General features: G+C 64.5%; 29 protein-coding genes and 1 tRNA gene. 10 read left to right on the top strand and 20 right to left on the bottom strand.

What is annotated here, in order from left to right:
* Nucleotides 1-337 precede the first annotated feature (337 nt).
* Nucleotides 338-961: a TetR/AcrR family transcriptional regulator gene (locus tag Cocul_RS12500; RefSeq protein WP_055122831.1), complete on the top strand. Its 624-nt coding sequence runs from the start codon at nucleotides 338-340 to the stop codon at nucleotides 959-961.
* Entirely contained in the window at nucleotides 961-2,481 is a 1,521-nt protein-coding gene (locus Cocul_RS08360; RefSeq protein WP_055122830.1) for an MDR family MFS transporter, read from the top strand. Before Cocul_RS12500 ends, Cocul_RS08360 begins: the two co-directional genes overlap by 1 nt.
* Nucleotides 2,482-2,707: 226 nt before the next feature.
* Here the strand turns inward: Cocul_RS08360 and Cocul_RS08355 are convergent, their stop codons facing one another.
* From Cocul_RS08355 to Cocul_RS08340, 4 genes are all read right to left on the bottom strand, one after another.
* Nucleotides 2,708-3,259, bottom strand: coding sequence for a GNAT family N-acetyltransferase (locus Cocul_RS08355; RefSeq protein ID WP_055123076.1), 552 nt, complete (start codon nucleotides 3,257-3,259; stop codon nucleotides 2,708-2,710).
* Between the two features lie 56 nt (nucleotides 3,260-3,315).
* Nucleotides 3,316-4,623: an RNA 5'-3' helicase PhoH2 gene (gene phoH2, locus Cocul_RS08350; protein ID WP_055122829.1), complete on the bottom strand. Its 1,308-nt coding sequence runs from the start codon at nucleotides 4,621-4,623 to the stop codon at nucleotides 3,316-3,318.
* A gap of 175 nt (nucleotides 4,624-4,798) precedes the next feature.
* On the bottom strand, nucleotides 4,799-5,293 hold the full coding sequence (locus Cocul_RS08345; RefSeq protein ID WP_055122828.1) for an LGFP repeat-containing protein: 495 nt from the start codon (nucleotides 5,291-5,293) through the stop codon (nucleotides 4,799-4,801).
* The gene (locus Cocul_RS08340) at nucleotides 5,290-5,985 is read right to left on the bottom strand and encodes a LysR family transcriptional regulator substrate-binding protein (protein ID WP_055123075.1); all 696 of its coding nucleotides are present in this window, start codon (nucleotides 5,983-5,985) and stop codon (nucleotides 5,290-5,292) included. The genes Cocul_RS08345 and Cocul_RS08340 overlap by 4 nt, the downstream gene beginning before the upstream one ends.
* Nucleotides 5,986-6,010: 25 nt before the next feature.
* Here Cocul_RS08340 and Cocul_RS08335 point away from each other — a divergent pair, with 25 nt between their 5' ends.
* On the top strand, nucleotides 6,011-6,403 hold the full coding sequence (locus Cocul_RS08335) for a DUF5997 family protein (RefSeq protein ID WP_055122827.1): 393 nt from the start codon (nucleotides 6,011-6,013) through the stop codon (nucleotides 6,401-6,403).
* A gap of 95 nt (nucleotides 6,404-6,498) precedes the next feature.
* On the opposite strand, the gene glyA is transcribed toward Cocul_RS08335, so the two are convergent.
* Nucleotides 6,499-7,791, bottom strand: coding sequence for a serine hydroxymethyltransferase (gene glyA / locus Cocul_RS08330; protein WP_055122826.1), 1,293 nt, complete (start codon nucleotides 7,789-7,791; stop codon nucleotides 6,499-6,501).
* A 108-nt stretch (nucleotides 7,792-7,899) separates the two neighbouring features.
* Here glyA and coaA point away from each other — a divergent pair, with 108 nt between their 5' ends.
* Nucleotides 7,900-8,844: a type I pantothenate kinase gene (coaA, locus tag Cocul_RS08325; RefSeq protein WP_055123074.1), complete on the top strand. Its 945-nt coding sequence runs from the start codon at nucleotides 7,900-7,902 to the stop codon at nucleotides 8,842-8,844.
* Here the strand turns inward: coaA and Cocul_RS08320 are convergent.
* From Cocul_RS08320 to mca, 5 genes are all read right to left on the bottom strand, one after another.
* The gene (locus tag Cocul_RS08320; protein ID WP_245622173.1) at nucleotides 8,841-9,722 is read right to left on the bottom strand and encodes a GIY-YIG nuclease family protein; all 882 of its coding nucleotides are present in this window, start codon (nucleotides 9,720-9,722) and stop codon (nucleotides 8,841-8,843) included. The genes coaA and Cocul_RS08320 overlap by 4 nt on opposite strands.
* Nucleotides 9,723-9,874: 152 nt before the next feature.
* Nucleotides 9,875-10,399, bottom strand: a complete 525-nt coding sequence (locus Cocul_RS08315; protein WP_245622171.1) for a flavodoxin domain-containing protein — start codon at nucleotides 10,397-10,399, stop codon at nucleotides 9,875-9,877.
* A 12-nt stretch (nucleotides 10,400-10,411) separates the two neighbouring features.
* Complete coding sequence (locus Cocul_RS08310) at nucleotides 10,412-11,185, bottom strand: isoprenyl transferase (protein WP_055123071.1); 774 nt, start codon at nucleotides 11,183-11,185, stop codon at nucleotides 10,412-10,414.
* Between the two features lie 52 nt (nucleotides 11,186-11,237).
* Entirely contained in the window at nucleotides 11,238-11,534 is a 297-nt protein-coding gene (locus tag Cocul_RS08305) for a hypothetical protein (protein WP_055122825.1), read from the bottom strand.
* A gap of 30 nt (nucleotides 11,535-11,564) precedes the next feature.
* Nucleotides 11,565-12,455, bottom strand: a complete 891-nt coding sequence (mca, locus tag Cocul_RS08300) for a mycothiol conjugate amidase Mca (protein ID WP_055122824.1) — start codon at nucleotides 12,453-12,455, stop codon at nucleotides 11,565-11,567.
* Nucleotides 12,456-12,588: 133 nt separating this feature from the next.
* Here mca and Cocul_RS08295 point away from each other — a divergent pair, with 133 nt between their 5' ends.
* Genes Cocul_RS08295 through Cocul_RS13030 form a run of 3 tightly spaced genes read left to right on the top strand, consistent with a single transcriptional unit; the run spans nucleotide 12,589 to nucleotide 14,075 of the window.
* Nucleotides 12,589-13,029, top strand: a complete 441-nt coding sequence (locus Cocul_RS08295; protein WP_055122823.1) for a DUF4307 domain-containing protein — start codon at nucleotides 12,589-12,591, stop codon at nucleotides 13,027-13,029.
* Nucleotides 13,030-13,054: 25 nt separating this feature from the next.
* Nucleotides 13,055-13,579: a transcription elongation factor GreA gene (gene greA / locus Cocul_RS08290; RefSeq protein ID WP_055122822.1), complete on the top strand. Its 525-nt coding sequence runs from the start codon at nucleotides 13,055-13,057 to the stop codon at nucleotides 13,577-13,579.
* 31 nt (nucleotides 13,580-13,610) lie between these two features.
* The gene (locus tag Cocul_RS13030; protein ID WP_055122821.1) at nucleotides 13,611-14,075 is read left to right on the top strand and encodes a hypothetical protein; all 465 of its coding nucleotides are present in this window, start codon (nucleotides 13,611-13,613) and stop codon (nucleotides 14,073-14,075) included.
* An 82-nt stretch (nucleotides 14,076-14,157) separates the two neighbouring features.
* Here Cocul_RS13030 and Cocul_RS08280 read toward each other — a convergent pair whose 3' ends face one another.
* Nucleotides 14,158-14,952: a Bax inhibitor-1/YccA family protein gene (locus Cocul_RS08280; RefSeq protein ID WP_055122820.1), complete on the bottom strand. Its 795-nt coding sequence runs from the start codon at nucleotides 14,950-14,952 to the stop codon at nucleotides 14,158-14,160.
* A 158-nt stretch (nucleotides 14,953-15,110) separates the two neighbouring features.
* Between Cocul_RS08280 and Cocul_RS08275 the strand changes: the two genes are divergently transcribed.
* A complete protein-coding gene (locus Cocul_RS08275) occupies nucleotides 15,111-16,352 on the top strand; it encodes an Nramp family divalent metal transporter (protein WP_055122819.1) in 1,242 nt (413 codons plus the stop codon).
* Between the two features lie 133 nt (nucleotides 16,353-16,485).
* Nucleotides 16,486-17,256: an esterase/lipase family protein gene (locus tag Cocul_RS08270; protein WP_069723606.1), complete on the top strand. Its 771-nt coding sequence runs from the start codon at nucleotides 16,486-16,488 to the stop codon at nucleotides 17,254-17,256.
* Here the strand turns inward: Cocul_RS08270 and Cocul_RS08265 are convergent.
* From Cocul_RS08265 to Cocul_RS08240, 7 genes are all read right to left on the bottom strand, one after another.
* Nucleotides 17,236-18,117, bottom strand: coding sequence for an ATP-binding protein (locus Cocul_RS08265; protein ID WP_245622169.1), 882 nt, complete (start codon nucleotides 18,115-18,117; stop codon nucleotides 17,236-17,238). The two genes, Cocul_RS08270 and Cocul_RS08265, sit on opposite strands and share 21 nt — an antisense overlap.
* Nucleotides 18,118-18,131: 14 nt before the next feature.
* Nucleotides 18,132-18,242 (bottom strand): ATP-binding protein, encoded by a 111-nt coding sequence (locus Cocul_RS12875; protein WP_245622168.1) that lies wholly within the window; start codon nucleotides 18,240-18,242, stop codon nucleotides 18,132-18,134.
* A gap of 255 nt (nucleotides 18,243-18,497) precedes the next feature.
* A tRNA-Leu gene (locus Cocul_RS08260) sits at nucleotides 18,498-18,571 on the bottom strand.
* A gap of 63 nt (nucleotides 18,572-18,634) precedes the next feature.
* Nucleotides 18,635-19,588, bottom strand: a complete 954-nt coding sequence (locus Cocul_RS08255; RefSeq protein ID WP_055122818.1) for a Ppx/GppA phosphatase family protein — start codon at nucleotides 19,586-19,588, stop codon at nucleotides 18,635-18,637.
* An 11-nt stretch (nucleotides 19,589-19,599) separates the two neighbouring features.
* The gene (locus tag Cocul_RS08250; RefSeq protein WP_055122817.1) at nucleotides 19,600-20,145 is read right to left on the bottom strand and encodes a DUF501 domain-containing protein; all 546 of its coding nucleotides are present in this window, start codon (nucleotides 20,143-20,145) and stop codon (nucleotides 19,600-19,602) included.
* Nucleotides 20,146-20,155: 10 nt separating this feature from the next.
* Nucleotides 20,156-20,701: a septum formation initiator family protein gene (locus Cocul_RS08245; protein WP_055122816.1), complete on the bottom strand. Its 546-nt coding sequence runs from the start codon at nucleotides 20,699-20,701 to the stop codon at nucleotides 20,156-20,158.
* Between the two features lie 7 nt (nucleotides 20,702-20,708).
* Nucleotides 20,709-21,371: a metal-dependent transcriptional regulator gene (locus tag Cocul_RS08240; protein WP_055123069.1), complete on the bottom strand. Its 663-nt coding sequence runs from the start codon at nucleotides 21,369-21,371 to the stop codon at nucleotides 20,709-20,711.
* A gap of 89 nt (nucleotides 21,372-21,460) precedes the next feature.
* Here Cocul_RS08240 and Cocul_RS08235 point away from each other — a divergent pair, with 89 nt between their 5' ends.
* Nucleotides 21,461-22,744, top strand: coding sequence for a lipase family protein (locus Cocul_RS08235; protein WP_055122815.1), 1,284 nt, complete (start codon nucleotides 21,461-21,463; stop codon nucleotides 22,742-22,744).
* A 22-nt stretch (nucleotides 22,745-22,766) separates the two neighbouring features.
* On the opposite strand, the gene Cocul_RS08230 is transcribed toward Cocul_RS08235, so the two are convergent.
* Both Cocul_RS08230 and eno read right to left on the bottom strand, forming a co-directional pair.
* Complete coding sequence (locus Cocul_RS08230) at nucleotides 22,767-23,282, bottom strand: S1 family serine peptidase (RefSeq protein ID WP_055122814.1); 516 nt, start codon at nucleotides 23,280-23,282, stop codon at nucleotides 22,767-22,769.
* A 354-nt stretch (nucleotides 23,283-23,636) separates the two neighbouring features.
* The gene (gene eno, locus Cocul_RS08225) at nucleotides 23,637-24,914 is read right to left on the bottom strand and encodes a phosphopyruvate hydratase (RefSeq protein ID WP_055122813.1); all 1,278 of its coding nucleotides are present in this window, start codon (nucleotides 24,912-24,914) and stop codon (nucleotides 23,637-23,639) included.
* Nucleotides 24,915-24,947: the final 33 nt, after the last annotated feature.

The raw sequence follows: 24,947 nt of genomic DNA, 5'->3' as shown, positions 1-24,947 counted from the left end.
AGCGCAGGTCTATTCCCGATTTATCGCCGCTTTCCCCCTCGCGATACCGCCCGCGCGATTCTCCAGCGCGGGAGAATACGGCACGAGTTCTTCGGCGCTCTTTCCCGTGGCAGTATCCCGGCGTACAGCCCCCGGCTCACCTCATACCGCTGCGCGATCTGCCGCAGTTCCTCGGCGGAATCAATTCGCGCAGGTCTTTCCTCCTCAGCCTCGGCGTAAGCCGTCAAGAGGAAAACGCAGGACACAGCGGTTAGCCGGAATCTCGTGCAGGGGTCGCCACCGGGTACACCAGGTGCAATTTTGCACGAAGTGCATTTTTAAGATACGTTTACGTCCCGTGAAGGAAGAAAGAACCTCCCTCCGGAAGAAGAAACGCCGCGCCACACTCCATGCCATCGAGGATCACGCCACCCGCCTGGTCTGCGAGCGCGGCTACGAGTCCGTGACGGTGGAAGACATCTGCTCCGCCGCCGAGGTATCCCGCCGCACCTTTTTCAACTACGTGGAGTCCAAAGAGATCGCCATCTTTGGCCGCCCGGCACGCCTTCCCCCGCCCGAGGCCCGCCACCGCTTCCTCCGCACCGAGCACCCGAATCTGGTGGCGGCGGTCGTCGATACGCTTTTCGACGCCTTCGTGGCCGAACAGGACGGCCAGCTGCTGCGGCGTCGCAAAGCGATACGCCAGGCACACCCGGAGATCTTTTATGCCCGGTTTGCCCAATCCCACGAGATCCACCAGGAGGTGGCCAGGATGGTCACCCAATACCTGAAGGAGCAGCCGCAGCGGCGTCGGCTGAGCGGCCCTGCCGAGCGGGAGGCGCACGCGGTGGTCACCCTCGCCGGGGCCTCCATGCAACTGGGGATGCGCCGGTGGATGAACGGCGATGAGAACACCGTGGAAGCACTACGCAGCGATATTCACGGCGCACTGACTGATTTAACAGCGATAGAGAAGGAATGATGACCAGCCAAGAAACACCACGCGAACAGCACCCTGAACACAAGCAGCGCCTACCCTGGATCATCGGCGCGCTCATGCTCGCCATGCTGATGAGTTCGCTCGGGCAGATGATCTTTTCCACCGCCCTGCCCACCATCGTGGGCGAGCTGGGTGGGGTCAACCACATGACCTGGGTGATCACGGGCTTCCTGCTCGGCCAGACCATCGCACTGCCGATCTTTGGCAAGCTCGGCGATCAGATCGGCCGCAAGGGGCTTTTCCTATTTGCCAACGCCCTCTTCGTGCTCGGCTCCCTTCTCGGTGGCCTCGCCCAATCCATGAGCGTGCTCATCGTGGCGCGCGTGCTCCAGGGCATCGCCGGTGGTGGCATGATGATCCTCTCCCAGGCAATCACCGCGGAGGTGACCACGCCGCGCGAGCGCGGCAAGTACATGGGCGTGATGGGTTCCGTGTTCGGCATCTCCGCCGTGCTCGGCCCCATCCTGGGCGGTTGGTTTACCGACGGCGTGGGCTGGCGCTGGGGGCTGTGGCTCAACGTTCCGATGGGCCTGCTGGCCATCGTGGCCATCTTCTTTCTCCTGCAACTGCCGCCCAAGCCCAAGCGCCTGCGCTTTGACTGGCTGGGGATGGTCACCATGTCCATCGCCACCGCCGCGCTGGTGCTCTTTGTCACCTGGGGTGGCAACGAATACGCCTGGGACTCCCCAATGATCCTCTCCCTGATCGCCACCGCCGTGGTAATAGGAGCGCTGTTCATCTTCGTGGAAAACCGCGCCCACGACCCGTTGGTTCCCCTGGGATTGTTCAAAAACCGCAACTTCGTACTCACCACCACGGCAGGCTTCGGCATCGGCATATTCATGTTCGGCTCCCTGGCCTACCTCCCCACCTACCTCCAGATGGTGCACGGCATGTCCCCCACCCGCGCGGGCCTCATGCTGCTGTGCATGATGGTAGGCCTGATGGGCACCTCCATCATCGTAGGCAACCTCGTATCCGCATTCGGACGCTACAAAGCCTTCCCCATCGCGGGCCTACTCATAGTCTCCGTGGCCATGACACTACTATCCACCCTAGAAGCCGATACCTCGCTGGTGATCATAGGCCTGTACATGTTCCTCTTCGGCTTCGGCATGGGATGCTCCATGCAGATCCTAGTGCTCATCGTCCAAAACTCCTTCCCCGTGGCAATGGTAGGCACGGTAACCGCCACCAACAACTTCTTCCGACAAATCGGCGGCTCAGTGGGCTCCGCCCTGGTAGGCGGCCTCTTCGTGGGCAACCTCACCACCCAGCTACAACGCAACCTCCCCGGCGCAGACTCCCTCAGCGGCGATAACACCGCACACCTCACCCCCGGCACACTCTCCACCCTCCCGGAACCCCTGCGCCAGGCCATCGAGGTCAGCTATAATGACGCCCTTACCCCCATTTTCCTACTACTCATGCCACTGGCGGTGCTCTGCTCGGCGGTGCTGATATGGGTCAAAGAAGATAAATTGAAAGAAACAATCTCCTAACACGGCACACAAGCCCCCGCCCCGCCCTAACCACGTGAGGTGGACGAGAAATAACGCAATCATCGCCGAGGCGCAGACGGCATCCCGCTTCGGTGGATAAAGCCGCAGCGACCGCGCAGAATCGCGCCAACCGCATAACGAGAAACGACCCCGCATAACCCACACAAAAAGCGGGGCTGGTTCCTCTTCAAGGCGAAAAACCAGCCCCGCCGGAAAACTGGCGTGGTTAGTTATCGGGCAGATCCTCCACCGCTATCTCGGGCTTGGGCAGGAGCTTTTCCCAGACATCGGTGTCTCGCCACTGCCCGGCCATCTCCCCGTAGGGCATCTTGGCCAGGTGGTGATAGGTGCCCACCTTGTCAAAGCCTCGGGATTCGTGCAGCTTGGCCGAGCCCTCGTTCTCCGGGAAGATCCAGGAGTGAATGGCCCACTTGCCCAGTTTGGTGCAGGTGTCCACCAGGTGATCGAGCAGCGCCCCGGCGATGCCGCGCCCCCTGGCCTCCGGGCCGATGTAGATGGAATCCTCCACCACCCCGCTAAACACCTGGCGGGAAGAAACGGGTGCGGCCGAAACCCAGCCAAGCACCTTGGCGTCATCGGACTCCTCCACCGCTACAAAGACGGTCTCCATGATCTTGGAGGTGCGGAACTTCTCCCAGGTAGGCGCCTTACGTTCATAGGTGGCGTGCCCCGTGTCCAGGCCATGTTCATAAATGGCCTGCACCTGCGGGAAGTCCCGTTCCTCGAACGCTCTAATCCTAAAGGAGGCTTGTGACATGATGACGATTGTGACGCTTTCCACCGCCACACGCAACCGAGGCCCGTGCGCTCCCCTTAACGATCCTCCAGGAGGTCTGTGACCAGCTCCGCGATCGCGGAGCGTTCCGAGCGGTGCAGGGTGATGTGGGCGAAGAGCTCGTGGCCCTTGAGCTTTTCAATCACCGCCTGCACGCCGTCGTGGCGGCCCACGCGGAGGTTATCGCGCTGGGCGACGTCGTGAGTAAGCACCACCCGCGAGCCCGCCCCCAGGCGGGAGAGCACGGTAAGCAGCACGTTGCGTTCCAGGGACTGCGCCTCGTCCACGATCACGAAGGAATCGTGCAGGCTACGCCCACGAATGTGCGTGAGCGGCAGGACTTCCAGCAGGCCGCGCGCGTGTATCTCCTCCACCACGTGCTCGGAAACCAACCCCGAGAGCGTGTCATACACCGCCTGGGCCCAGGGATTCATCTTCTCATCCTCCGAGCCGGGCAAAAATCCCAGGGACTGCCCGCCCACGGCGTAGAGGGGGCGGAATACCACGATCTTTTTATGCTCGCGGCGCTCCAATACCGCCTCTAGGCCCGAGCACAGAGCCAGGGCGGACTTTCCCGTGCCCGCGCGCCCGCCGAGGGAAACTATCCCCACCTCGGGATCGTTAAGCAGGGCCAGCGCCACCCGTTGCTCAGCGGAACGCCCGTGGAGGCCAAAGGCCTGCTGATCGCCCGGCACCAACACCAGACGGCCCACCGCCACGCGCGCCAGCGCGGACTGCGTGGCCGCCTGTAATCGCAGCCCGCAGTGCAGCGGCAGCGCGCGCACCGGGGTGCCCTCCTGCGTCTCCCCCTCTGGCAGCTCCACCTCACCGTGGGTAAAGAGGGCGTCGATAAGCTCCCCCGGCACATGCAGCGTACCCATGCCGGAGTAGCCGGTGAGCACCACGTCCTGGGCGTGGTATTCGTCCGCGTCCACCCCGATCGCCCCGGCTTTTACGCGCAGGGGCACGTCCTTGGTCACCAGCGTCACCTCGTGTCCCTCCTGCTGGAGGTGGAGCGCGCAGGCCAGAATACGCTGGTCGCCGCCCTCACCGCGCAGGGCTGTGGGCAGCACGGACTGATCCTGGTGGTTGAGTTCCACCCGCAGCGTGCCGCCTTCGGCGTTGGCGGGCACCGGCCTATCCAACCGCCCATACGTGCCGCGCAGCTCCTCTAGGTGGCGCAGGGCCTCGCGCGCAAACCAACCCAACTCCGGGTGCTGGCGCTTGGCCTCCAGTTCCGAGATCACCGCCAGCGGCAGGATCACGTGGTGCTCTGCGAACTTGGTCAGGCAGAAGGGATCGGAAAGCAGCACCGAGGTATCAATCACGTAGGTGTGGGCAGGCATGAGCGATTCCTTAGATCATGGGGAACGAGGAAGAACACCACACGCACGAGCCCCCGTGCCCAAGGGCTGGGACGGGGGCTGATCCGGCGCGAGGTGACCACGCCGCCGAGGGTAGAAAGCAAAGATGGATAGCAGTTAAACGCGGGGTGAACTTTTTGCGTATCGGACGTCCCCGCTAGGACTGCACCTCCACCTGGTATTGATCCTTCTCATCGCGCGCCCAGGAGATCTGGCCGCGCTCGAACTTCTGCGTCCAGCCCCGCTCCTCCGGCAGCGCCTCCTCCGCCGCCACCGGCAATCCCACCGGGGCGCTGAGCGCCCCCTCGCCCATCCAGATCCCGGCGATCTTCCCGCTGATCTTCTGCATTCCCGTGTCCGGGGAGTACACCAGGGAGACACCGTCGTTGAGTTCAACGAGGTAGCGCTGCTTATCCGCCGTGGTTACCGCAACCACCTCCACCCCCTCTTTTTCCGCCGTGGCCACGGCGCGCTCCACTTCCTCGGGCAGTTTCCCCTCCGTGGGGGCCGGGGAGGAAGCGGAGACGCTCGGTTCACCTCCGGGGCCGCCGCCGCGTGCCGTCCCCGCCACGTTCTCCGTGGGGGTACACCCGCTTAGGATGCCCGCTCCCAGCGCCAGCGCCGCCGCAGCCACGATCACGGTTCTGTTCATCGCTTCCTCCTGCGCTGATTCGCGCGCTTGCCCGGTGCTTTCCTTGTTCCCGGCGCACCATTCTTCTTATCCTGTGCTCTTCTGGCCTGTTTGGCCTTGGTTTTCTCCCTGGCGCTGCGTTTGGGGGCCGCCTGGCGGGAGGAGTTGCTGGTGCGCCCGCGTGCGATGCCCACAAAGTCCTGGATCGCGTCGCCGTCTCGCTCCTTGAGCCACACCAGGGCGATGCTCGTCTGCGGCACGGACTCGTCCAGCAATTCCAGGGGCACCACCTGCTTGCGGCTCAGAATCTTCAGCAACGGCCGAGGGGCTATCACCACGCCCACGTTCGCGGCCACCACCTGAAGCGCCGCGCGCACCGCTGCCACATCCGCCTCCCCGGACTCCGGCAGGCGATACTGCACCATCTCCCCGTCCAGCTCCACCGCCGGTACCGGCTGCCCCACCTCGGCAAAGACGCTCTCCTTGGGCACCGCCACCCCCCGCGCCTCGGAGTAGAGAACCACCCGGTGATACCGCTCGGTCATCCGGGCATCGGGCAGCCGCACCAAGGCCAGATCCACCGCGCCGGATTCCAGCAGGACCATCGGATCATCGCTATCGCGGGGCTCGATCCCCCCGTGCCGGGTGCGCTGCGCAAAGCGGTCAAACCACTTTCCCGGTTCCGTGCCGGTGACAAAAGCAAGGCGCAACATGCCGGTAATGCTACCGTGAGACACCATGAGCGAATCTCATCAGGATCAGCGCACCCCCTCCGGCACCGCAATGAAGCCCCAGACTGCGGCTAAAAAACTCGGCATTTACCTGCCCGCCGCACCGGAGGAGTTTCAAGGCACCGCGATTACCCACGCGCGCCTGCGCGAATTACAGAACAACCCTCCCGAGTGGCTAGCGGAGCTGCGCCGCACCGGCCCACACCCGCGCCCGGTGGTGGCCCAAAAGCTGGGCATTACCATCGCCGCCTTGAAGAGGCACGACATGGACAAGCCGCTCACCACCCAGGAGATTAAGGAGCTGCTCGCCCACCAGCCGGAGTGGCTGGGCCGGGAACGCACCGCTCTGGCGGAGGGACGTGCCACGGAAGAGGAAGCAGACGGCAAGCGCTCTTCCTAGCCCGCCCCTCGATCCAATAAACCCCCGCCGAGTGTGGGAGCGGGGGGTTGGACGGAGGTTGCCCCCACCCACGGCCGGGGGCCGGGGAGGGGAGCCTAGCCCAGCATCTTCCAGTCCTCGATGCCCTCGTACAGCGGGTAGTGCTCGGCGATCTTGCCCACGCGGGCGCGCAGCGCCTCCACGTCCGCGTTCTGGCCCGCCGCCAGGGCGGTGCCGATGATGTCCGCCACCTCCTCGAAGGCCGTGGCGTCCAGGCCCCGGGTGGCCAGCGCCGAGGTGCCGATGCGCAGGCCCGAGGACACTGCCGGCGGGCGCGGATCGAAGGGCACGGCGTTACGGTTCACGGTGATCCCCACCTGGTGCAGCAGATCCTCCGCCTGCTGCCCGTCCAGATTGGAGTTACGCAGATCCGCCAGCACCAGGTGGACGTCGGTGCCGCCGGTGAGCACGTCCACCCCGGCCTCGCGGCAATCTGCGGCGGTCAGGCGCTCGGCCACCAGGCGCGCGCCCTCCAGGGTGCGGGCCTGGCGATCCTTAAACTCCTCGGTCCCGGCGATCTTCAGCGCCGTGGCCTTGGCCGCCACCACGTGCATGAGCGGGCCGCCCTGCTGGCCGGGGAACACCGCAGAGTTGAGCTTCTTGGCCCACTCCTCCTTGGCCAGGATCAGGCCAGAGCGCGGCCCGCCCAGGGTCTTGTGCACGGTGCTCGAAACGATGTCCGAGTGCGGTACCGGGGAGGGGTGCAGGCCCGCCGCCACCAGGCCCGCAAAGTGCGCCATGTCCGTCCACAGCACGGCCCCCACCTCGTCGGCGATGGATCGGAAGGCCGCGAAGTCGATGGTGCGCGGGTAGGCGGACCATCCGGCGATGAGCACCTTGGGGCGGTGCTCCAGGGCCAGTTCCCGCACCCGATCCATATCAATGCGCATGGTCTCCGGGTCCACCTCATAAGCCACCACGTCATAGAGGCGCCCGGAGAAATTGATCTTCATGCCGTGGGTGAGGTGCCCGCCGTGGGCCAGGGAGAGGCCCATGATCTTATCACCGGGGCGGGCGGCGGCGTGCAAAACGGCGGCATTGGCCTGCGCCCCGGAGTGCGGCTGCACGTTGGCGTATTCCGCGCCAAACAGAGCGGTGGCACGATCCCGCGCGAGGTCCTCGATCACGTCCACGTGCTCGCAGCCGCCGTAGTAGCGGCGGCCCGGATACCCCTCGGCGTACTTGTTGGTGAGCACCGATCCCTGTGCCTCCAGCACCGCGCGCGGCACAAAGTTCTCCGAGGCGATCATTTCCAGGGTGCTGCGCTGGCGGTTCAACTCACCCGAGATCGCCGCCGCGACCTCCAGGTCTAGCTCCGCCAGGGGGGTTGTGCGCACGTCCTTGCTCATCGCGGCCTGAGCCACCTTTCCGTAGAATGCAGAGTCTTCTCCTGAAAGTGTAGCGGTATCCCGGCCCATTGCTCATCTCTTTCATGCACGCAGGGCACAATGGTGGGCATGTCGCGTGCCACCGTCGCCAGCCCCTACCTCGATTTTGATCGCTCCCAGTGGGGCCAGCTGCGCCAATCCATGCCCCTGGTGCTCACCGAGGAAGAGGTGGTACAGCTGCGCGGCATCGGAGAAAACATCGACCTCGCGGAGGTGGCGGAGGTATATCTGCCGCTCAGCCGCCTCATCCACCTCCAGGTGGCCGCGCGCCAGAAGCTCAGCGACGCCACCGAGACCTTCCTCGACGGCACCCAGCGCTCCCCCAGCGGCCACGAGCACCCGCCGTTCATCATCGGCCTGGCCGGCTCCGTGGCCGTGGGCAAATCCACCACCGCTCGCGTGCTCCAGGTTCTTCTCCAGCGCTGGGAATCCCACCCCAAGGTGGATCTGGTCACCACAGACGGCTTCCTCTACCCCGCCGCCGAACTCCGCCAGCGCCGCATGATGAACCGCAAGGGCTTCCCCGAGTCCTATGACCGCCGCGCCCTGCTGCGCTTTGTCACCGAGGTGAAATCCGGGGTCCCGGAGGCCCACGCCCCCGTGTACTCCCACCACCTCTACGACCGTGTCCCCGACGAGCACTACGTGGTGCGCCGCCCGGACATCCTGATCCTTGAGGGGCTCAACGTGCTCCAAACCGGCCCCACGCTCATGGTCTCCGATCTCTTCGACTTCTCCGTGTACGTGGACGCGCGCACCTCCGTGATCGAGCAGTGGTACATCGATCGCTTCCTCACCATGCGCGAGGGGGCTTTCCGACGCCCCGGCGCGCACTTCCGGCACTTCGCGGAGCTTGACGACGCCGCCGCTACCGACGCCGCCCGCGAGATCTGGCAATCCATCAACCTGCCCAACCTGGTGGAAAACATCCTGCCCACCCGCGTGCGTGCCTCCCTGGTGCTCACCAAGGACAGCGATCATCGTGTACAGCGGGTGCGGTTGAGGAAGATTTAGGAAAGTGCAAGTTCTTCTTGTTCTAAGTCACGCAGTGTCACGCCATGAGCGTTCTTCCAAAAGGCCTTACCGCTGGTAGATGATCCGGTCAGAAAATCAGAGGCCGCTGACGGTGAACTAAACAAAGTGTCCTGCACAAGAACATATTCTGAATTGATCCTCTCGGCGTATTTCGTGCGGTTCACTCTAGCGGCGTCCGGGACAGAACGAGTCATGTCCGGTCGGAGCTTCAACCCAGCCAACACAATGAACCCGTCAGCGGTCTGCCGCCCGCGCCCTGAGGCACCAGATCCATCGAGGTAGAGCAGCGGCTCAGCCGCCTCGTTAGAATTTATTTTGGCTTCATCGACGGGGTCAAACAAACGATAACCAAGTGAACGAATAGCGATCTTTGCAAACTCAATGAACTCAATGAGTTCCGCTTCCTTCTCTTCCGTAACATTTCCGGGCGACGGATCATTGCCGTTTGTGGTACACACCCTGCCTGCCGCGACCGCTTGCCGGTAAAAAGCGTTTTCCAGATACGATATTTCGGTAGGCCCCAGGGAATCATCCGAGGCAATAATCATGATGGCATGCGTCAAATAGTCTAATTTTTCCTCTCCCACATGCTCAACCACTCTCCCCAATACACCATTACCATTCTTGCGTTCCCTCGCTTGACCGATGTAAGCCCTCTCCTCGCCAGTCTCACTATCCGTACCAAGCAGAATATAAACGCCGGTTTGATTGAGTTCGGGACGATTCTTACTCCTCGCTAGATCGGTACGCGGAATCAGGTATACTCGCCCGATCCAGTTAGTCAAGGAAGATTTAATCCGTCCAGATGGTGAGCCGTCCATCAAGAACAAAGTCACCGTCTTTGCCACCGCCATCATCAGCCTCCCGGAAAGCGGCCACACGTACAGACAAAATTGTAGCTAGCGTGCCTCCCCCAAGAAGCAATGTATATGGCCGCTGGGACAAACGTGCTACGTATATTTCACGACGTCACCACTGAGGAGCGGCCCGCCAGCATGTCAATCCGCCCTCAACTCAAACGCTCTTCCACCCACTCCACCAGGGGCTCAAGTTCGCCGAGGTCCACCCGATCCACGTCCTTGTTATAGGCCTGGATCATCGCGCGTTCGTTTTCTGACTTCCCCGGCTTGAACCGCAGCGCCGCCACGATGCCGCGCATGATCTGACGGTGCACGGTAGAAATGCGCGAGTAGTACAGCGCACCGGGGAGATAGAAGCACTGCGTGTGTTCCGCTTTGGCCCCTAGTATTCCGGCCATCTGGTCCTTGCGGCGGGCCTCCTCCACCAGGGTCATCCCCACCGCCACGCAGGCCACGGGTCGTTCCCCGAGGTCATGGTGGGCCACGTATGCTGCCGCCGCAATGCTGGGGCCAAAGACCGGGGAAAGTACGATGAGCGGGCCGCCTTCCTGCGGTGCCACTCCGGTTTCCGGGATTTTCTGGGCGGTGGTGCCCAGTCGCTGCGCCAGGGCCTCGGCATAGCGTCGGGTGGCACCATAGGTGGATTCGTAGAGCACCTGGGCCTGAGGTATCACGGCGTAAAGAACCTACTTTCCAAATCGGCGGGTGCGCTTGGAGTATTCGCGCAGGGCTCGCAGGAAATCGATGCGGCGGAAGGCCGGCCAGTACGTGTCGGTGAACCAGATTTCCGAGTACGCGGCCTGCCACAGCAGGAAGCCGGAGAGGCGCTGTTCCCCGGAGGTGCGGATCACCAGGTCGGGATCCGGCTGCCCGGAGGTGTAGAGGTGGCGGGAGATGGAGTCCGCCGTGACCTTCTCCGCGAGTTGTTCCGGTGGGGTGCCCTCCGCAACCTCGTGTTCCACCAAGGCTCGCACCGCGTCCACGATCTCTTGGCGGCCCCCGTAGCCCACCGCCACGTTCACGGCCACCCCGGTGTGCCGCTGGGTGGTTTCCACCGCGCGGGAGATGCGCCGGGCTACCTCGGTGGGCAATAAATCGAGGTGGCCCACTAGGCGCACGCGGCAGTTATTGTCCGGCTGAGCCAGCTCGTCCACCACGTCCGCGATGATATCTAGGAGCATGCCCAGCTCCTCGGGGCTGCGGCGCAGGTTCTCGGTGGAGAGCAGGTACACGGTGACCAGTTCCACCTGGGTATCCCGGCACCAGCGCACCATTTCCCCGATCTTGCGCGCCCCCACGCGGTGCCCGTGGCTGACGTCCTCGAAACCCGCCTCGCGGGCCCAGCGTCGGTTGCCGTCGCACATCACGGCCACGTGGCGGGGCTGCGGCAGCCCCTTGAGTTCAAGGCGTAGCCGCGCCTCGTAGAGCGGGTACAGCAAGCGGCGCGGGAGGACATTCACTCGCACCAGTGTACCCTCCCGCCCCTCCTCGGAGCGCGGCGGCCGCACGCGGTTAGAGCCAGTACTTCTTCTTGCGATCCAGCACCCCGGCCTCGGCCATCGCCTTATCCAGGGTCTCCTCGTCGAAGGGATCGATGCCGTGTTCTTCCGCGAACATGCGGCGGCGGTTCATGCGGCTAAAGCGGCGGTGAAAGGCCCAGCCCAGGTACAGCACGGCCGCGAGCAGCACCACCAGCACCAGCAGCCCGATGGGTGAGGCCTTGCCGAAGTCCGCGCCCAGCGGGCCAGTGCCGTTCTGGGCCAGCGTCATCATGGCAGTGGCTTGGGCAGAAAGGTCAGACACCATCATCACGGTTCACAGTGTATTGCGCGCCCCGCGCTAGTCCAAGCCCTCGATGCCGGCAAAGAGATCGGTCTCCGGCAGGGTGCTGGGCACCCTGGTGGCGGCCAGCTCGAACTCCTCGGTGGGCCAGAGCCGGGCCTGATCCTTGGCGCTGGTGATGAGGAATCCACCCTGGGGGTCCACCTGGGTGGCGTGGGCGCGCAGGGCGGCGTCGCGAGCCTCAAAGTAGTCCGCGCAGGGTACCTGGGTGGTCACCCGCGCCATGATGTCCACCTGGTTCTCCTCCATGAGGGTCAGCATCTCCGTGTAGGGGCTTTCCGCCTCACGCTCCACCAGCAGATCGTGGAAGGCCTTGATCTTCTCATAGGCAAAGCCGTGCGTGTAGTAGAGCTTGAGCGGCTCCCAGGGTTGCTGCTCCTCACCGGTTTTCTGGGACGTGGTGGGGAACTTAGGATCGCCCGCCTTGTCCCAGGCGATCATGGAGGCCTCGTGCACCTTCAGGTGATCGGGGTGGGGGTAGCCGCCGTTTTCGTCGTAGGTGATGATGACGTGCGGGCGGAAGTCCCGGATAATCTCCACTAATTCCGCGGCAATATCCTCGCCGCTTTCGAGGGCAAAGGAACCCTCCGGCAGCGGGGGCAACGGGTCCCCCTCGGGCAGGCCGGAGTCTACGTGCCCCAGCCAGCGGTGTTCGATGCCTAAGACGCGGGCGGCCTCCGCCATTTCTTCCCGGCGTACCTCGCGGATCCGTTCCCGGATTCCGGGGCGATCCATCGCGGGGTTCAAGATGTCGCCACGCTCGCCGCCCGTGCAGGTCACCACCATCACCCGGTGGCCCTCGGCGGCGTATTTCGCCATCGTGGCCGCTCCCTTGGAGGCCTCGTCATCGGGGTGGGCGTGGATAGCCAAAAGGCGCAGTCCGCTCACGTTGTTCCCTTTCCTTTCCTTCTTTGGTATCGGTGTTCCCATAGTAGGCCCCCTCGATTGCCTTGGCACCGATATAAATCGGCTAGTCTAGACGGGACTGTCCGCACACGTTTTGCACTGGTGGTGGGAAACTATGGCCTCACAGCCTTTTGAGCGTCCGCAATCCCGGTACGGTGCCGCGCGCCCCGCCCGGGGATCGAACGGCATCAGCGGGAAGATCGTCGCCGTGGTGATGGTGCTGCTTCTCATCGCGCTCGTCATCGTGGTGGCGCGTTTCCTGGCCACGCGCGACGACGCCACCGTCAAGGCCTCCATGACCAACTTTGAGCGGGTGGACGATGCCACCATGCACCTGGATATTGACGTCACGCGCAACCAGCCCGATGTGCCCAGTTACTGTATTGTCACCGCGATGAATTATGACAAGGCGGAGGTGGGCCGCCGGGAGGTGTTGATCTCGGCCGGTGGGCCGGAAACGCAACGCATGGCCGTGGAGATTCCCACGCGCGATAGGGCTGTTTCCGGCAGCGTCTATGGCTGTTCCACCCAGATTCCCGCCTACATGGATCTTTAAATTTTTGAGCGAAAGGACGCGCCTCATGGCAGAAGAGCAAAAGCAGTACATCACCCCGGAGACCAAGGCCAAGCTGGAATCCGAGCTTCAGGCCCTCATCGACCACCGCCCGGTGGTGGCCGCCGAGATTAACGAGCGCCGCGAGGAGGGTGACCTCAAGGAGAACGCGGGCTACGACGCCGCCCGCGAGATGCAGGATCAGGAAGAGGCCCGCATCAAGCAGATCTCCGAGATTCTGGCGAACTCCACCACGGAGCGCTCCAGCATGATCGAGGGCGTGGCCCACGTGGGCTCCGTGGTGCACGTGTACTACAACGGCGACGAGAACGATAAGGAGACCTTCCTCATCGGTACCCGCGCCGCCGCCTCCGATAACAAGGATCTGGAAACGTATTCCGAGCAGTCTCCCCTGGGGGCCGCCCTCCTGGGCGCCCAGGAGGGTGAGACCCGCGAGTACACCGCCCCCAACGGCAATACCCTCACGGTCACCATCGTCTCCGCGGCTCCTTATGACTCCGATAAGGCTGCCACCCCCCGCACCTCCCAGTAAACGTTCTTTCCCCGAGAGGACTTTCTCAGCCATGACCTTCTCCCGTTCCACCGCCCTGGCCGCCGCGTTGGCCGCCTCCGCCCTCGCGATCACCGCGTGCAGCCCGCCGCACCAGCAGGATTCCGAGGCCAAGGTGGCCACCGCCACGAGCTTCTCCGCTGCCCCGCAGCAAGCGGCCTCCTCCTCGACCGCCCACGCCGCCCCCACCAGCACCTCCCCCTCGGAGGCCCGGGCCAACGCCACGCAGTTCATCGACTGCACCCGGACCCCCACCGTGGAGCCCAGCCAGGTACAGTTGGATTGCTTTGGCACCAACCAGATCACCGCGCTGGACTGGGAGTGGGAGAATGATTCCGCCACCGGCCGGGGAATCCAGATCAATCCCAATGGTTCCACCGAGGACGTCACCCTGGAACTCAGCGATCCCGTTTCCATGGACGGCGCCCAGGTATTCTCCCAGGTGCGCCTCAACGGGCAGCCGTTGGCGGCCTCCTAAACGCTGCCCCAGCCTCAAGACAAAAAGGGCGCTGCCTCTCTCCGGCCGGAGAGAGGCAGCGCCCTCTTCTTTATCCCGTGGACTAATCGTTGCGCAGGTAGCTCAGCAGGCGCAGGATCTCGGTGTAGAGCCACACCAGGGTCACGGCCAGGCCCAGGGCCACGCCCCAGGCGTTCTTGGCCGGGGCACCCGCGCGGATCAGGCGATCCGCCTGGTCAAAGTCCTGGAGGAAGGACAGCGCCGCGAGGACGATGCACACCAGGGAGAACACGATGGCCAGCGGGCCGCCATCGCGCAGCGGGTTGAAGTCAAAGATCAGGGCGGTGATCAGGTTGCCCAGGGCCAGCACCGCGATGCCCACGATGACGCCGGTGACAATGCGGTTGAACTTGGGGGTGACCTTCACCGCGCCGGTGCGGTACACCACCAGCATGCCGATGAACACGCCCACGGTGCCCAGGATCGCCTGGCCGATGATCGCCATGTCTGCGTTGGCCGAGCCCGTCGCGCCCGAGGTGAAGCCGGTGTTGGCGAAGAGGAAGGAGAACCCGCCCACAAAGAGGCCCTCAAAGGCGGCGTAGATCAGGGTGATGGCGGCGGAGCCAAAGCTCTTGCTAAAAGCGGAGACCAGGACGGTGATGAAACCGCCGATGGCGCCCACGCCGGTGAGCATGACGGCCAGGTTCGGGTTACTCATGCCGATGGTGAAGTTCACCGCGCCTAGGGCGATGATAATGGCGAGCGTGATGCCGGTCTTGGACACCACGTCGTCGATAGTCATGGGGCGCTCGGCGGTGGCCTGCTGGTAGCCGCCCTCGCGCAGGTCGCGCTCGGTGGATTCGGTGAGATTACTAAATACCGGGTTGCTGCTTCTCATAGCGGTTCCCCAGTCCTTTCCTTAGCTTGAAGCATGTCACCATCTAGAACGCCGCGCACACCTTCAAAGTTCCCCACCCCCGTTTTGCCTGCTGAGGTTACCCAAACTAGCATGAGTTCAACATCTTGAACTCTGGAATCAAATTAAGGTGAAACGTGGTGACAACCTCCGTCGATAAGCCCGCGCGGCCCCAGCCGCGCCTCACGAGCCTGCTGGGCCCCGCCTTCGTGGCCGCCATTGCCTACGTCGATCCCGGCAACGTGGCCGCCAACCTCTCCGCCGGCGCGGAGTACGGCTACCTCCTGCTGTGGGTGCTCGTGCTCGCCAACCTCATGGCCGCCCTCGTGCAGTACCTTTCCGCCAAGCTCGCGCTGGTCACGGGGCGTAGCCTCACCGCAGAGCTGGCCGAACGCCTCCCCCGCACCCCCCGCTGGCTCTACTGGGGGCAGGCGGAGATCATCGTGGCGGCCACCGACATCGCGGAGGTCATCGGCGGGGCCGTGGCCCTCCACCTCCTCTTTGGTACCCCGCTCCTGCTCAGCGGGCTCATCGTCTCCGCCGTCTCGCTGACCATGCTGATCCTCCAGGGCGGGCGCACCCAGCGCAGCTTCGAGGCCGTGATCGTGGGCTTCCTGGCCATCATCACCATCGGCTTCGTCTCCGGGCTCTTCGTCTCCGGGCTTGACCTCGGCAGCATGGCCGAGGGGCTCGTGCCCCGCTTCCAGGGCACCCCCACCATACTCCTGGCCGCCAGTATGCTCGGCGCCACCGTCATGCCCCATGCCATTTACCTCCACTCCGGGCTCGTCCGCGATCACCGCTTCCGGCCCGAGGGCGAACACGGCATGCGCCGCCACCTGCGCGCCACCAAGATCGACGTGGGGCTGGCGCTCAGCGTGGCCGGCAGCGTAAACATCGCCATGCTCTGCCTGGCCGCCCAGGCGCTGCGCGGCGTGGAGGGCACGGACACCATCGAGGGCGCACACCAGGCCGTCACCCAGCACCTGGGCACGGGCATCGGCGTGATCTTCGCCATCGGGCTGCTGGCCTCCGGGCTGGCCTCCACCTCCGTGGGCTGCTACGCGGGCGATATGGTGATGCGCGACCTCCTGAAGTTCCGCGTCCCCCTGGTAGCACGCCGCTGCATCACCCTGATCCCCGCGCTCATCATCCTCGTCTCCGGCGCGGAACCCACCTGGGCGCTCGTGCTCAGCCAGGTGGTTTTGAGCATCGGCATTCCCTTTGCTCTCATTCCGCTCGCCTGGCTCACCGCACGTTCCCGGGTGATGGGCAGATGGGCCAACCCCACACCCCTCAACATCGCCGCCGCGGTGGTCTGCGCGGCCATCGTGGCGCTCAATATCGCGCTCATTTGGCTCACTCTCACCGGGCAGGCTTAGGCTTTTGATTATCGACGCCCCGTACCTTTCCGGCTTGCTTTATAGGCTTTTCCGGGGAGCCGAATGAACCATTTTAATGTGAGAAATCCAACATTTTCTTAAGAGATATTTCAGGCTAGCCTAGCCTAGCCTAATGTTCCTCATTAAACATTCCATCAATAAAGCGGTGGTGGGCATTGCCGCCGTTGCCCTCTGCGCAACAGCCACCCCCACCACTGCCTCTGCCCACGAGGGGCACCACCCCCACGTGGTATTCATCCTCCCCGGACAGACCGTGGGCGCCCTACCCTACGGCCCCCTGCAATCCGCGCTAGGCGCCAGCGGATTCGACGCCCGCACCCTCGACCTCCAGGGCACCGATCTGCGTGCCGACGCCGCACGCCTCGCCCAGGAGATCGACCAGGTGCGCGCGGCCGACCCCGAGGCCACCATCTCACTCGTGGGCCACAGCGCCGGCGGCATGAGCGCACGCCACTACCTCAAAAACCTCGGCGGACACGCCCAGGTGAGCAACTACATCGCCATCGGAAGCCCCCAATACGGCAGCCCCAGCGCCTGCCTCCAACCCGGCACCGCCCGCGACCTCTGCCCCGGCTCGGACTTCCTGCGCGCCCTCAACGAGCAAGACGACACCCCCGGAAACACCGCCTACTACTCCCTGCGCTCCGAGCGGGAATGGGCCGACGGCCGCCTCGACGGCGGTCAATGCCGGATGGCCCCCATCCCCCTTCCCTTCCCCTTGTCCCTGCTCGGCGGCGGGTTCCACCACTCCCTCGAACCGCTGCAACACGAAACCGCCGGGGCCGTCATCGCCGCCCTCAACGGCACCTGCACCGGGGAATACGCGGAGGAAGAAATAGATTCCATCGCGGCCAAGGACACCCTATTCCAAAACGGAATCTAGGTACTCGCCGAGATAGGGCAGCGCGAATCTCACGTGCCCGTAACTGCCGAGAACAATAAGATCGCGCTCAATAAGGTTGCGCCGCCACACGGAAATACCCGAGGGAGACTTCCCCATTGCCCGCGCAATCTCCCCGGTGGGGATATTCTCCCCATGCTCTCCACGCAACCGCGCCATCTCTCGCAAAAATCCCCATTCCCCGTGCGGGACCGCCTTGAGCGCGATCTTGTGTACCTGGTTCCCCATATGGCGAGGAAGATCGGGGGCTATCACCTCCACATGGCTCAGGGTGATCTCGCTTGACTGCTCCACGGCGGCGCGCGTCCAGCTCAACGCCCCCACCAACTGCACCAGGTACGGGTAGCCCTGGGCCAGACTCGCCGCGCGCCGAGCGGCCTCCTGCGCAAAAGGACGTCCGTGTTCCTGCGCCGTGGTGGTGAGCGCACGAGCCACCTCCTCCCCGTGGAGCAACCCCAGCTCCAGGCGATTTGCCCGCCGCATAAAGGTCGTTCCCGGGTGCTCTAAGAGAGACTCAATACCCGCCGTAAGCCCGGCAGCGGCAAAGGCTACGTCATATTCGTCCCGCATGAGATCCTGAATCGCCATGGCCAGGTGCGCCAACTGTTCCGGGTGCGCGGCCTGTACCTCATCGAGGGGCATCAACACTCCCGCCTCATGTTCTCGCGCCGCCGCAGAGAGCGCCCTCAGTTCCCCGATCAGAGAGGGCTCAGGGCGTAGACGATCGCGGGTTACCTCGCTATTAATCGAGCCGGTGATCGTGCGTTTGGCTTCCGCCCCGGAACGCCGGTAATCCAGCTCCGCGAGCGCCTGGGGAATAGCAGTACGCACGAGGTGATTCACCAGGGAATCATCGGCTAGGCGCGCACCACCACCCACCCCATGCCCTTAGCCGCCTCCTCAAACTCGTTGAGTAGCACCGTTTTTCCCACCCCGCGAGCGCCGCTGACCAGCACCGCCCGGTTCATGCTCCCTACCCCTCGTACAGGCCGGTGAGGAAGGAATGAAGCTCGAAGCCACGTCCGATCAACTCCTGTGGCGAGGTGCCGAAACTGGGCCGGAACGGGTTTCTCTCAGGAATCATGGCTCCCCCAGAAGCAGTTTTAGATCTTTTAGAACTTGAGAATCATTTTAGAACTTTTAGAACTCGGCGGGACGGCTATGTGACTGGTTTTGTAGACACCGTTAGAAGCCCCTCCCCTACCTATTCCCCCTGTTCATAGTGCCCCCAGTCGGACTCGAACCGACACTGAGCAGATTTTAAGTCTGCTGCCTCTGCCAATTGGGCTATAGGGGCCTCACCGCGCCGTATCCGCACGCGGCGCTTCGATGAAGTATAGCGCGTCGGCGCACCTCAGCATCACTCAGGCTCGCGCAGGCTGTCGATGATCCCGTCCAGAATGTCCTTCTCGGAGATCACAAAGCCCCTGGCCTGGGTTTCCCGCTGGATCATCGCCATGATTTCCTGGACGATGATGGAGCCGGAGCCGATCACGTCGGCCCGTCCCTGGTGGATCACCGGGTTCATGCCCCGCTCGGCGGAGGGGGTGGCGGCTAGTTGGTCGGTGAGTACCCGCAAGGCCTCAAAGTTCAGTTCGGAGCAGTGGATCATGGAGGGGTCGTAGCGTTCTAGGCCCTGGGCGAGGGCGGAGAGCGTGGTGAAGGTGCCCGCGCAGCCCACAAAGGTGGTGGCCTGGGAGATGGGCACCAGTGTGGTCACCATGTCCAGGCGTTCGCGGATGTAGTCGCGCGCCACCTCAATCTCGGAGGGGGTGGGCGGGTCGCTGCGCATGATGCGCTCAGTGAGTCGCACGCAGCCCATCTGCACGGAGGTGGAGCCGGCGATCTCACCGCTGTGGGTGCCCACCACGAACTCGGTGGAGCCGCCGCCGAGGTCGATCACGCAGAAGGGTTCTCTGCTGGCGGGGAGGTCGTGTACGGCCCCTCGGAAGGAGAGGAAGGCCTCCTCTTCCCCGGAGATGACCTCGGCTTGGGCTCCGGGCTGAATGTGGCCCAGGAGTTCGGCGGTCATGGAGAAGAATTCTTCGCGGTTTTCCGCGTCTCGGGTGGCGGAGGTGGCCACCATGCGCACGCGCTGCACCTTCTCGAACTTCATGATGTCCACGTAGTTTTCTAGGGCCGCTCGGGTGCGGGCCAGGGCTTCCGGGTGGAGTTCCCCGGTGGCGTCTACCCCTTGGCCCAGGCGCACGATCTCCATGGTGCGATGAATCTCATGCGGAGTTCCGTCCACGATCTCGCTAATGAGCAGGCGGATGGAGTTGGTTCCGCAGTCGATGGCGGCTAGTCGTCCCATGTGTGGCGCTCCTATGCTCGGGAGAAATCAAACTGGGTGAGGTCGATGCCCAGTTCCTCGGTGGTGGGCCAGTCGGCGGGTATGGCGGTGCCGCGCAGGTTGCCGTGCTCGGCGGCCATGGCCACGGCCTCGGTTCCCAGGCGCAGCCTGCTCGGCCCCTCGGCCAGGGCGTAGGCGATGAGCACGTGGAGGCACTTCACCCGCTCGGGCATGCCACCCCCGGAAAAGTCGGTGCCGAGGTCCTCGATGGCGTTGCGGGTGGCGAGGTAGTGCTCGTGGGCCGCGCGGTAGTCGGCGGCCAGGTCGGCGTCTTCCTCTAGTCGCTTGGTCATCCACGTCATCACGTGCGCCACCTCTAGGCGGGAGGCCTCGGCCGTGAGCCGGGGGTCGGTGAGGTAGTACAGCGTGGGAAAGGGGGTGCCGTCCTCTAGGCGAGGCGCGGTGGTGACCACGGCGGGGGCGCCGTCCGGGGTGCGGTAGGCGATGTCGAGCACCCCCCGGGGGGCGCGTCCCAGTTGCTGGGAAACGGTGGCGAGGTCGGCGTCGCTAGCTGTCATGCGGATCAGTCTAGGGGACGTCCCCCTCGATGGGCATGTGCGTATCCACTTCCCCGGCTTCCAGCGGCTCCGGGGCGGGGTTCGCCTCGCTGGGCACGGAGATGGAATCCCAGAGCACCTCCCACCACTCCCGCGGGCCCTCTTCCGCCTCGGACTCGGCGGAGTCCGCGCCGGTGCTCATCGCGGGATCGAGGATACGGAAGGCGGTCTCCCCTTCCTCGATCACGCCCAGGCGCTTGCGCGCCTCCTCGCGCTGGTAGGCCTCGGACTGATACTGATCCACCTCCTGCAACAGGCGTTCCTTTTCCTCTTGCTTCTGCGCGATCGCCTCGGTGGTGCGCGCGATGTCGGTGCGTCCCTGGAAGTAATTGCGCAGCGGCACCGCCACGGCGCCGAGGATCAGGATCGCCACCAGCACGATCACCGCGGTCTCCGCGATACTCAGCCGCATGGCGGGCAGGCGGAGGCGGGCGCGCGGGCCGTCGGGATCGGAACTGCGGTGTGCTACCGGAACGCGCCCGCGCTGGCGCTTGGATTTCCGGTCGGTGGATGCCATAGGTTTCTCATCTTAGCGCGAGGATCGAGTCCAATGCGCTGGCACTCACGCTCACCTCCGCCTCTCCCACCTTGAGCAGCGCCATTCCGGGATAGGGTGGGGTCAGCACCGTCACCCGCGCCTCGGGCAGCACACCGTGTTCACTGAGGTAGCGCAACAGGGCGGGGTCGCGGTCCCGCACCCGCTCCACGGTGACGCTCTCCCCCGGCGCAACGTGAGAGAGCGCCACCGTTCCGGGTTCGTCCACCGCGCCGTCGGCCCCGGGGATGGGGTCTCCGTGCGGGTCGCGCTGCGGGTGCCCCAGGGCGGCGTCGATACACTCGACGAAGGTGTCGGAGACGGCGTGTTCTAGCACCTCGGCCTCGTCGTGTACCTCGTCGAGGCGGTAGCCAAGGTACTGCACCAGGAAGGACTCGATGAGCCGGTGGCGGCGCACCAGCTGCACGGCGAGGCGGCGGCCCTGCTCGGTCAGGGCAATGTCCCCGTAGGGGGCATGATCCACAAGGCCGGAGGCCACCAGCCGCTTGATGGCTTCCGACGCCGTGGAGCGGCGCTGGCCCAGGGCATCGGCGAGGTCAGAGAGCGTGGCCCCTTGGCCGTCCCATTCCTGCCGGTCATAGATCGTTTTCAGGTAATCCTGGGAGCGTTCCGGCAGGTCAGTGATGTGCATGGCCGCCATTGTATCCAGTGCGGTATTCAGTGCACCCGCCACACCCCTCCCGCCTTGATTATTTTTATGACGTAAATCATAATTCCCACATGGATATTTCTTTTGTAAAGAAAATCGTCTCGTTCCTCCTCACCGCAGCCCTCGTCCTCCCCTCGCTCCCGGCCTACGCCGCCACCCCGATCTTTGACCCCCATGATCCCTTCTATCTCCCGCCCGCCGAGCTTCCCGCCGCTGGCGAGATCATCCGCGCGGCCCCCGCCCCCGACCTTCAACCCCCGGGGTGGCCCGCCACCACGCGGCGCATACTTTACTCCTCCACGCTCATCACGGAGCAGCCCGCGGCCGTCTCCGGCACACTCCTCGAACCCACCCTGCCTTGGACGGGGCCGGGGCCTCGGCCCACCCTCGTGATCGCCCCCGGCACCCGTGGGGCCGGCGACGCCTGCGCGCCCTCGCGCGGCCTGTTCTCGATCAACGCCCAGACCGCCGCCCTGGGCATCAATTATGAACTCCCCATCGCCCACCTGGGCCTGCTCGCCGGGGTGCGCGTGGTCATGACGGACTACGTGGGGCTGGGCACCCCCGGCGCGCATACCTACGCCCACAATCGGGAGGAGGGGCGCGCCGTTCTCGACGCCGCCCGCGCCGCGCTGCGCGCCACCGGCTCCCCCGCCGAGGCCCCGGTGGGGCTGTGGGGGTATTCCCAGGGCGGTGGGGCCACCGCGGCCGCGGCCGAACTCGCCTCCGCTTATGCCCCGGAACTCCACATCGCGGGAACCTTCGCCGGTGCCCCGCCCGCAAATCTGCCCGTGGTCATCAACTCCATCGAGGGCAACTCCATCTTCGGTGTGCTGGGCATGGCGGTGGCGGGATTTGCGGAGCGCAACCCCTCAATTTTCCGCGAGGAGATAGCCCCCTTGCTCAACGAGGAGGGGCGGCGATACTTCGCCCACACGCCCGAGATGTGCATACCCGATGCCATGGCGGCCTGGGGCGGACGGCGCAGCCGGGAGCTGACCACCACGGGAGAATCCTTCTTTGAGGTGGCGGCGCGCTCGCCGATCCTGTGGCAGGCGCTCACCGCGCAGAACCTGGGCCAAGCCGCCCCCACCGGCCCGGTATTGATCCGCTCCGGGATCAACGATGACACCATTCCCCATTCCCAGGTGCGCGACCTCGCCGCCACCTACTGCGCCGCCGGAGTGCCCGTCTCCTTTTCCACCGATCCGCTCCCCACCACCCTGCCCGGATCGACGCTCAATCACGCGCTGCCCCTTTTTCAGGGGATAGAGCCTAGCCTCGCGTATCTCCTGGAGCGGTTCCGGGGCGCTCCCGCGCCCAACGATTGCCGGGATCTCTTACCGCCGGGCTAGGCGCGTTCCCCGGCGGCTGCGCTTAGCGGTGAGCGGGGAGCTGCTTTTCCACCACGTCGATGGGCACAAAGAAAGTGTCGCGGGGAGTCTTTCCGCTCTTGATGAGGCCAACCACACGCCCCTGGCTATCCGTGATGGCCCCGCCGGAGTCTCCACCCATGCTGCCCACCTGAGCGTTAATGGCCATGCTCGGGTACGCACCGCCGAGACGGACTCGGCGGTCACTAGAGTACGTCCCCGTGGTGCGGCTCATGCTGCCCACCGCCTTCAGGGGCTCCCCGAGCTTGAGCGTAGAGGCGTCCCGCGTGCCATTCACGCCGATGACGCGGACTCCATCCGCAATGCGGATACGAATCGCATCAATCGGTTCCGAGCCCTCGGAATTACCCATTCCATCGATCGTGCCAATCACCTGCCCGCCCATGTTGGTAACGCGCGTACCGATGGTCCACACGTTGTTGCCGCAGTGTTTGGCGGTATAGGCGGTCTTATCAGATACCACCGTCACCGAGCAGTGCGAACGGGTGGTCTTAATCATTCCCCCCCTGATGGAGGGTCGAGGCAGTCCGTGCGGCAGCCGGGGAAACGGAACAGAGCACCGCCATCACCGTGGCCAAGCCGGCTGCAGTCACCCGCTTCATTGTCATCATGCTGAAAATATCCGATCACTCTATGGCAAGACTCCTGGCACCAGGGATATATATCCCTGATTGCGCATAGCCGAGAAACCATAGCCGTGAATCATCAGGCGCTCAAACTATGCAAGACCATTTTTCGTATTTCCCTAGTTTCCACCCACCCAATAGAAGACCTTATGCTCCCCAGGCCAGGCCGAACCACAAAAAGGTGGGCAAGCCATGCGCTCGCCCACCCAGGGTAAAGCTATATCTGCCTAGCCACGAAAACGCGGGAAGGCGTCGCGGCCCGCGTACACGGCGGCCTCGCCCAGCTCCTGCTCGATGCGCAGCAGCTGGTTGTACTTGGCCACGCGCTCGGAGCGGGCCGGGGCACCCGTCTTGATCTGGCCGCAGGACAGCGCCACCGCCAGGTCCGCGATGGTGGTGTCCTCGGTCTCGCCGGAGCGGTGGGACATCATGGTGCGGTAGCCGTTGCGGTGCGCCAGCTCCACGGCGTCGAAGGTCTCGGTGAGGGTACCAATCTGGTTGACCTTCACCAGCAGGGCGTTGGCGGCCTTCTTCTCGATCCCCTCGCGCAGGCGGGCGGGGTTGGTGACAAAGAAGTCATCGCCCACGATCTGCACCTTGTCGCCAATGGCGGCGGTCAGCGCGGTGTAACCCTCCCAGTCATCCTCCTGGAGCGGGTCCTCGATGGAAACGATCGGGTACTCATCGATCAGCTGCTCGTAGACCTTGGCCATCTCCTCGGCGGAGTGCTGCCCACCCTCGAAGTGATAAGCACCGTCCTTGTAGAACTCGGAGGAGGCCACGTCCAGGGCCAGGGCCACGTCCTCGCCCGGCTTGAAGCCCGCCTTCTTAATGGCCTCCACGATCAGATCCAGGGCCTCCTTGGTGGAGCCCACGGAGGGGGCAAAACCACCCTCGTCGCCCAGGCCGGTGGACAGGCCCTTGGACTTAATCACGGACTTCAGGGCGTGGTACACCTCCGCGCCCGTGCGCAGGGCCTCGGCAAAGGTCTCCGCGCCGATGGGGGCGATCATGAACTCCTGGACGTCCACGCCGGAATCCGCGTGCGCGCCGCCGTTGACGATGTTCATCATGGGCACCGGAAGCACGTGGGCGTTCGGGCCACCGATGTAGCGGTACAGCGGCAGGCCCGCCGACTCCGCGGCCGCCTTGGCCGTGGCGATGGACACGCCCAGGATCGCGTTGGCGCCCAGACGGGACTTATTCTCGGTGCCGTCGAGGTCGATCATGGCCTGGTCGATCAGGCGCTGATCGTCGGCCTCCATGCCGGCGATCTCATCCACGATCTCCTCGTTGATGTTCTCCACGGCCTTGAGCACACCCTTGCCCAGGTAGCGCTCCCCCCCATCGCGCAGCTCGTGGGCCTCGTGAACGCCGGTGGAGGCCCCGGAGGGCACCCCGGCCACGCCGTGAGCGCCGTCATCCAGGAATACCTCCGCCTCAACGGTCGGGTTACCGCGGGAATCCATGATCTCGCGGGCAAAAACGTGCATAATATCAGCCACCGTGGCCTCCTATTGCCATGTCAAACGGTATTT

It is taken from the genome of Corynebacterium oculi (assembly GCF_001412105.1).
GTDB lineage: Bacteria > Actinomycetota > Actinomycetes > Mycobacteriales > Mycobacteriaceae > Corynebacterium > Corynebacterium oculi.
The sequence above is the reverse complement of the archived record's forward strand: the minus strand, read 5'-3'. Positions and strand labels throughout refer to the sequence as shown.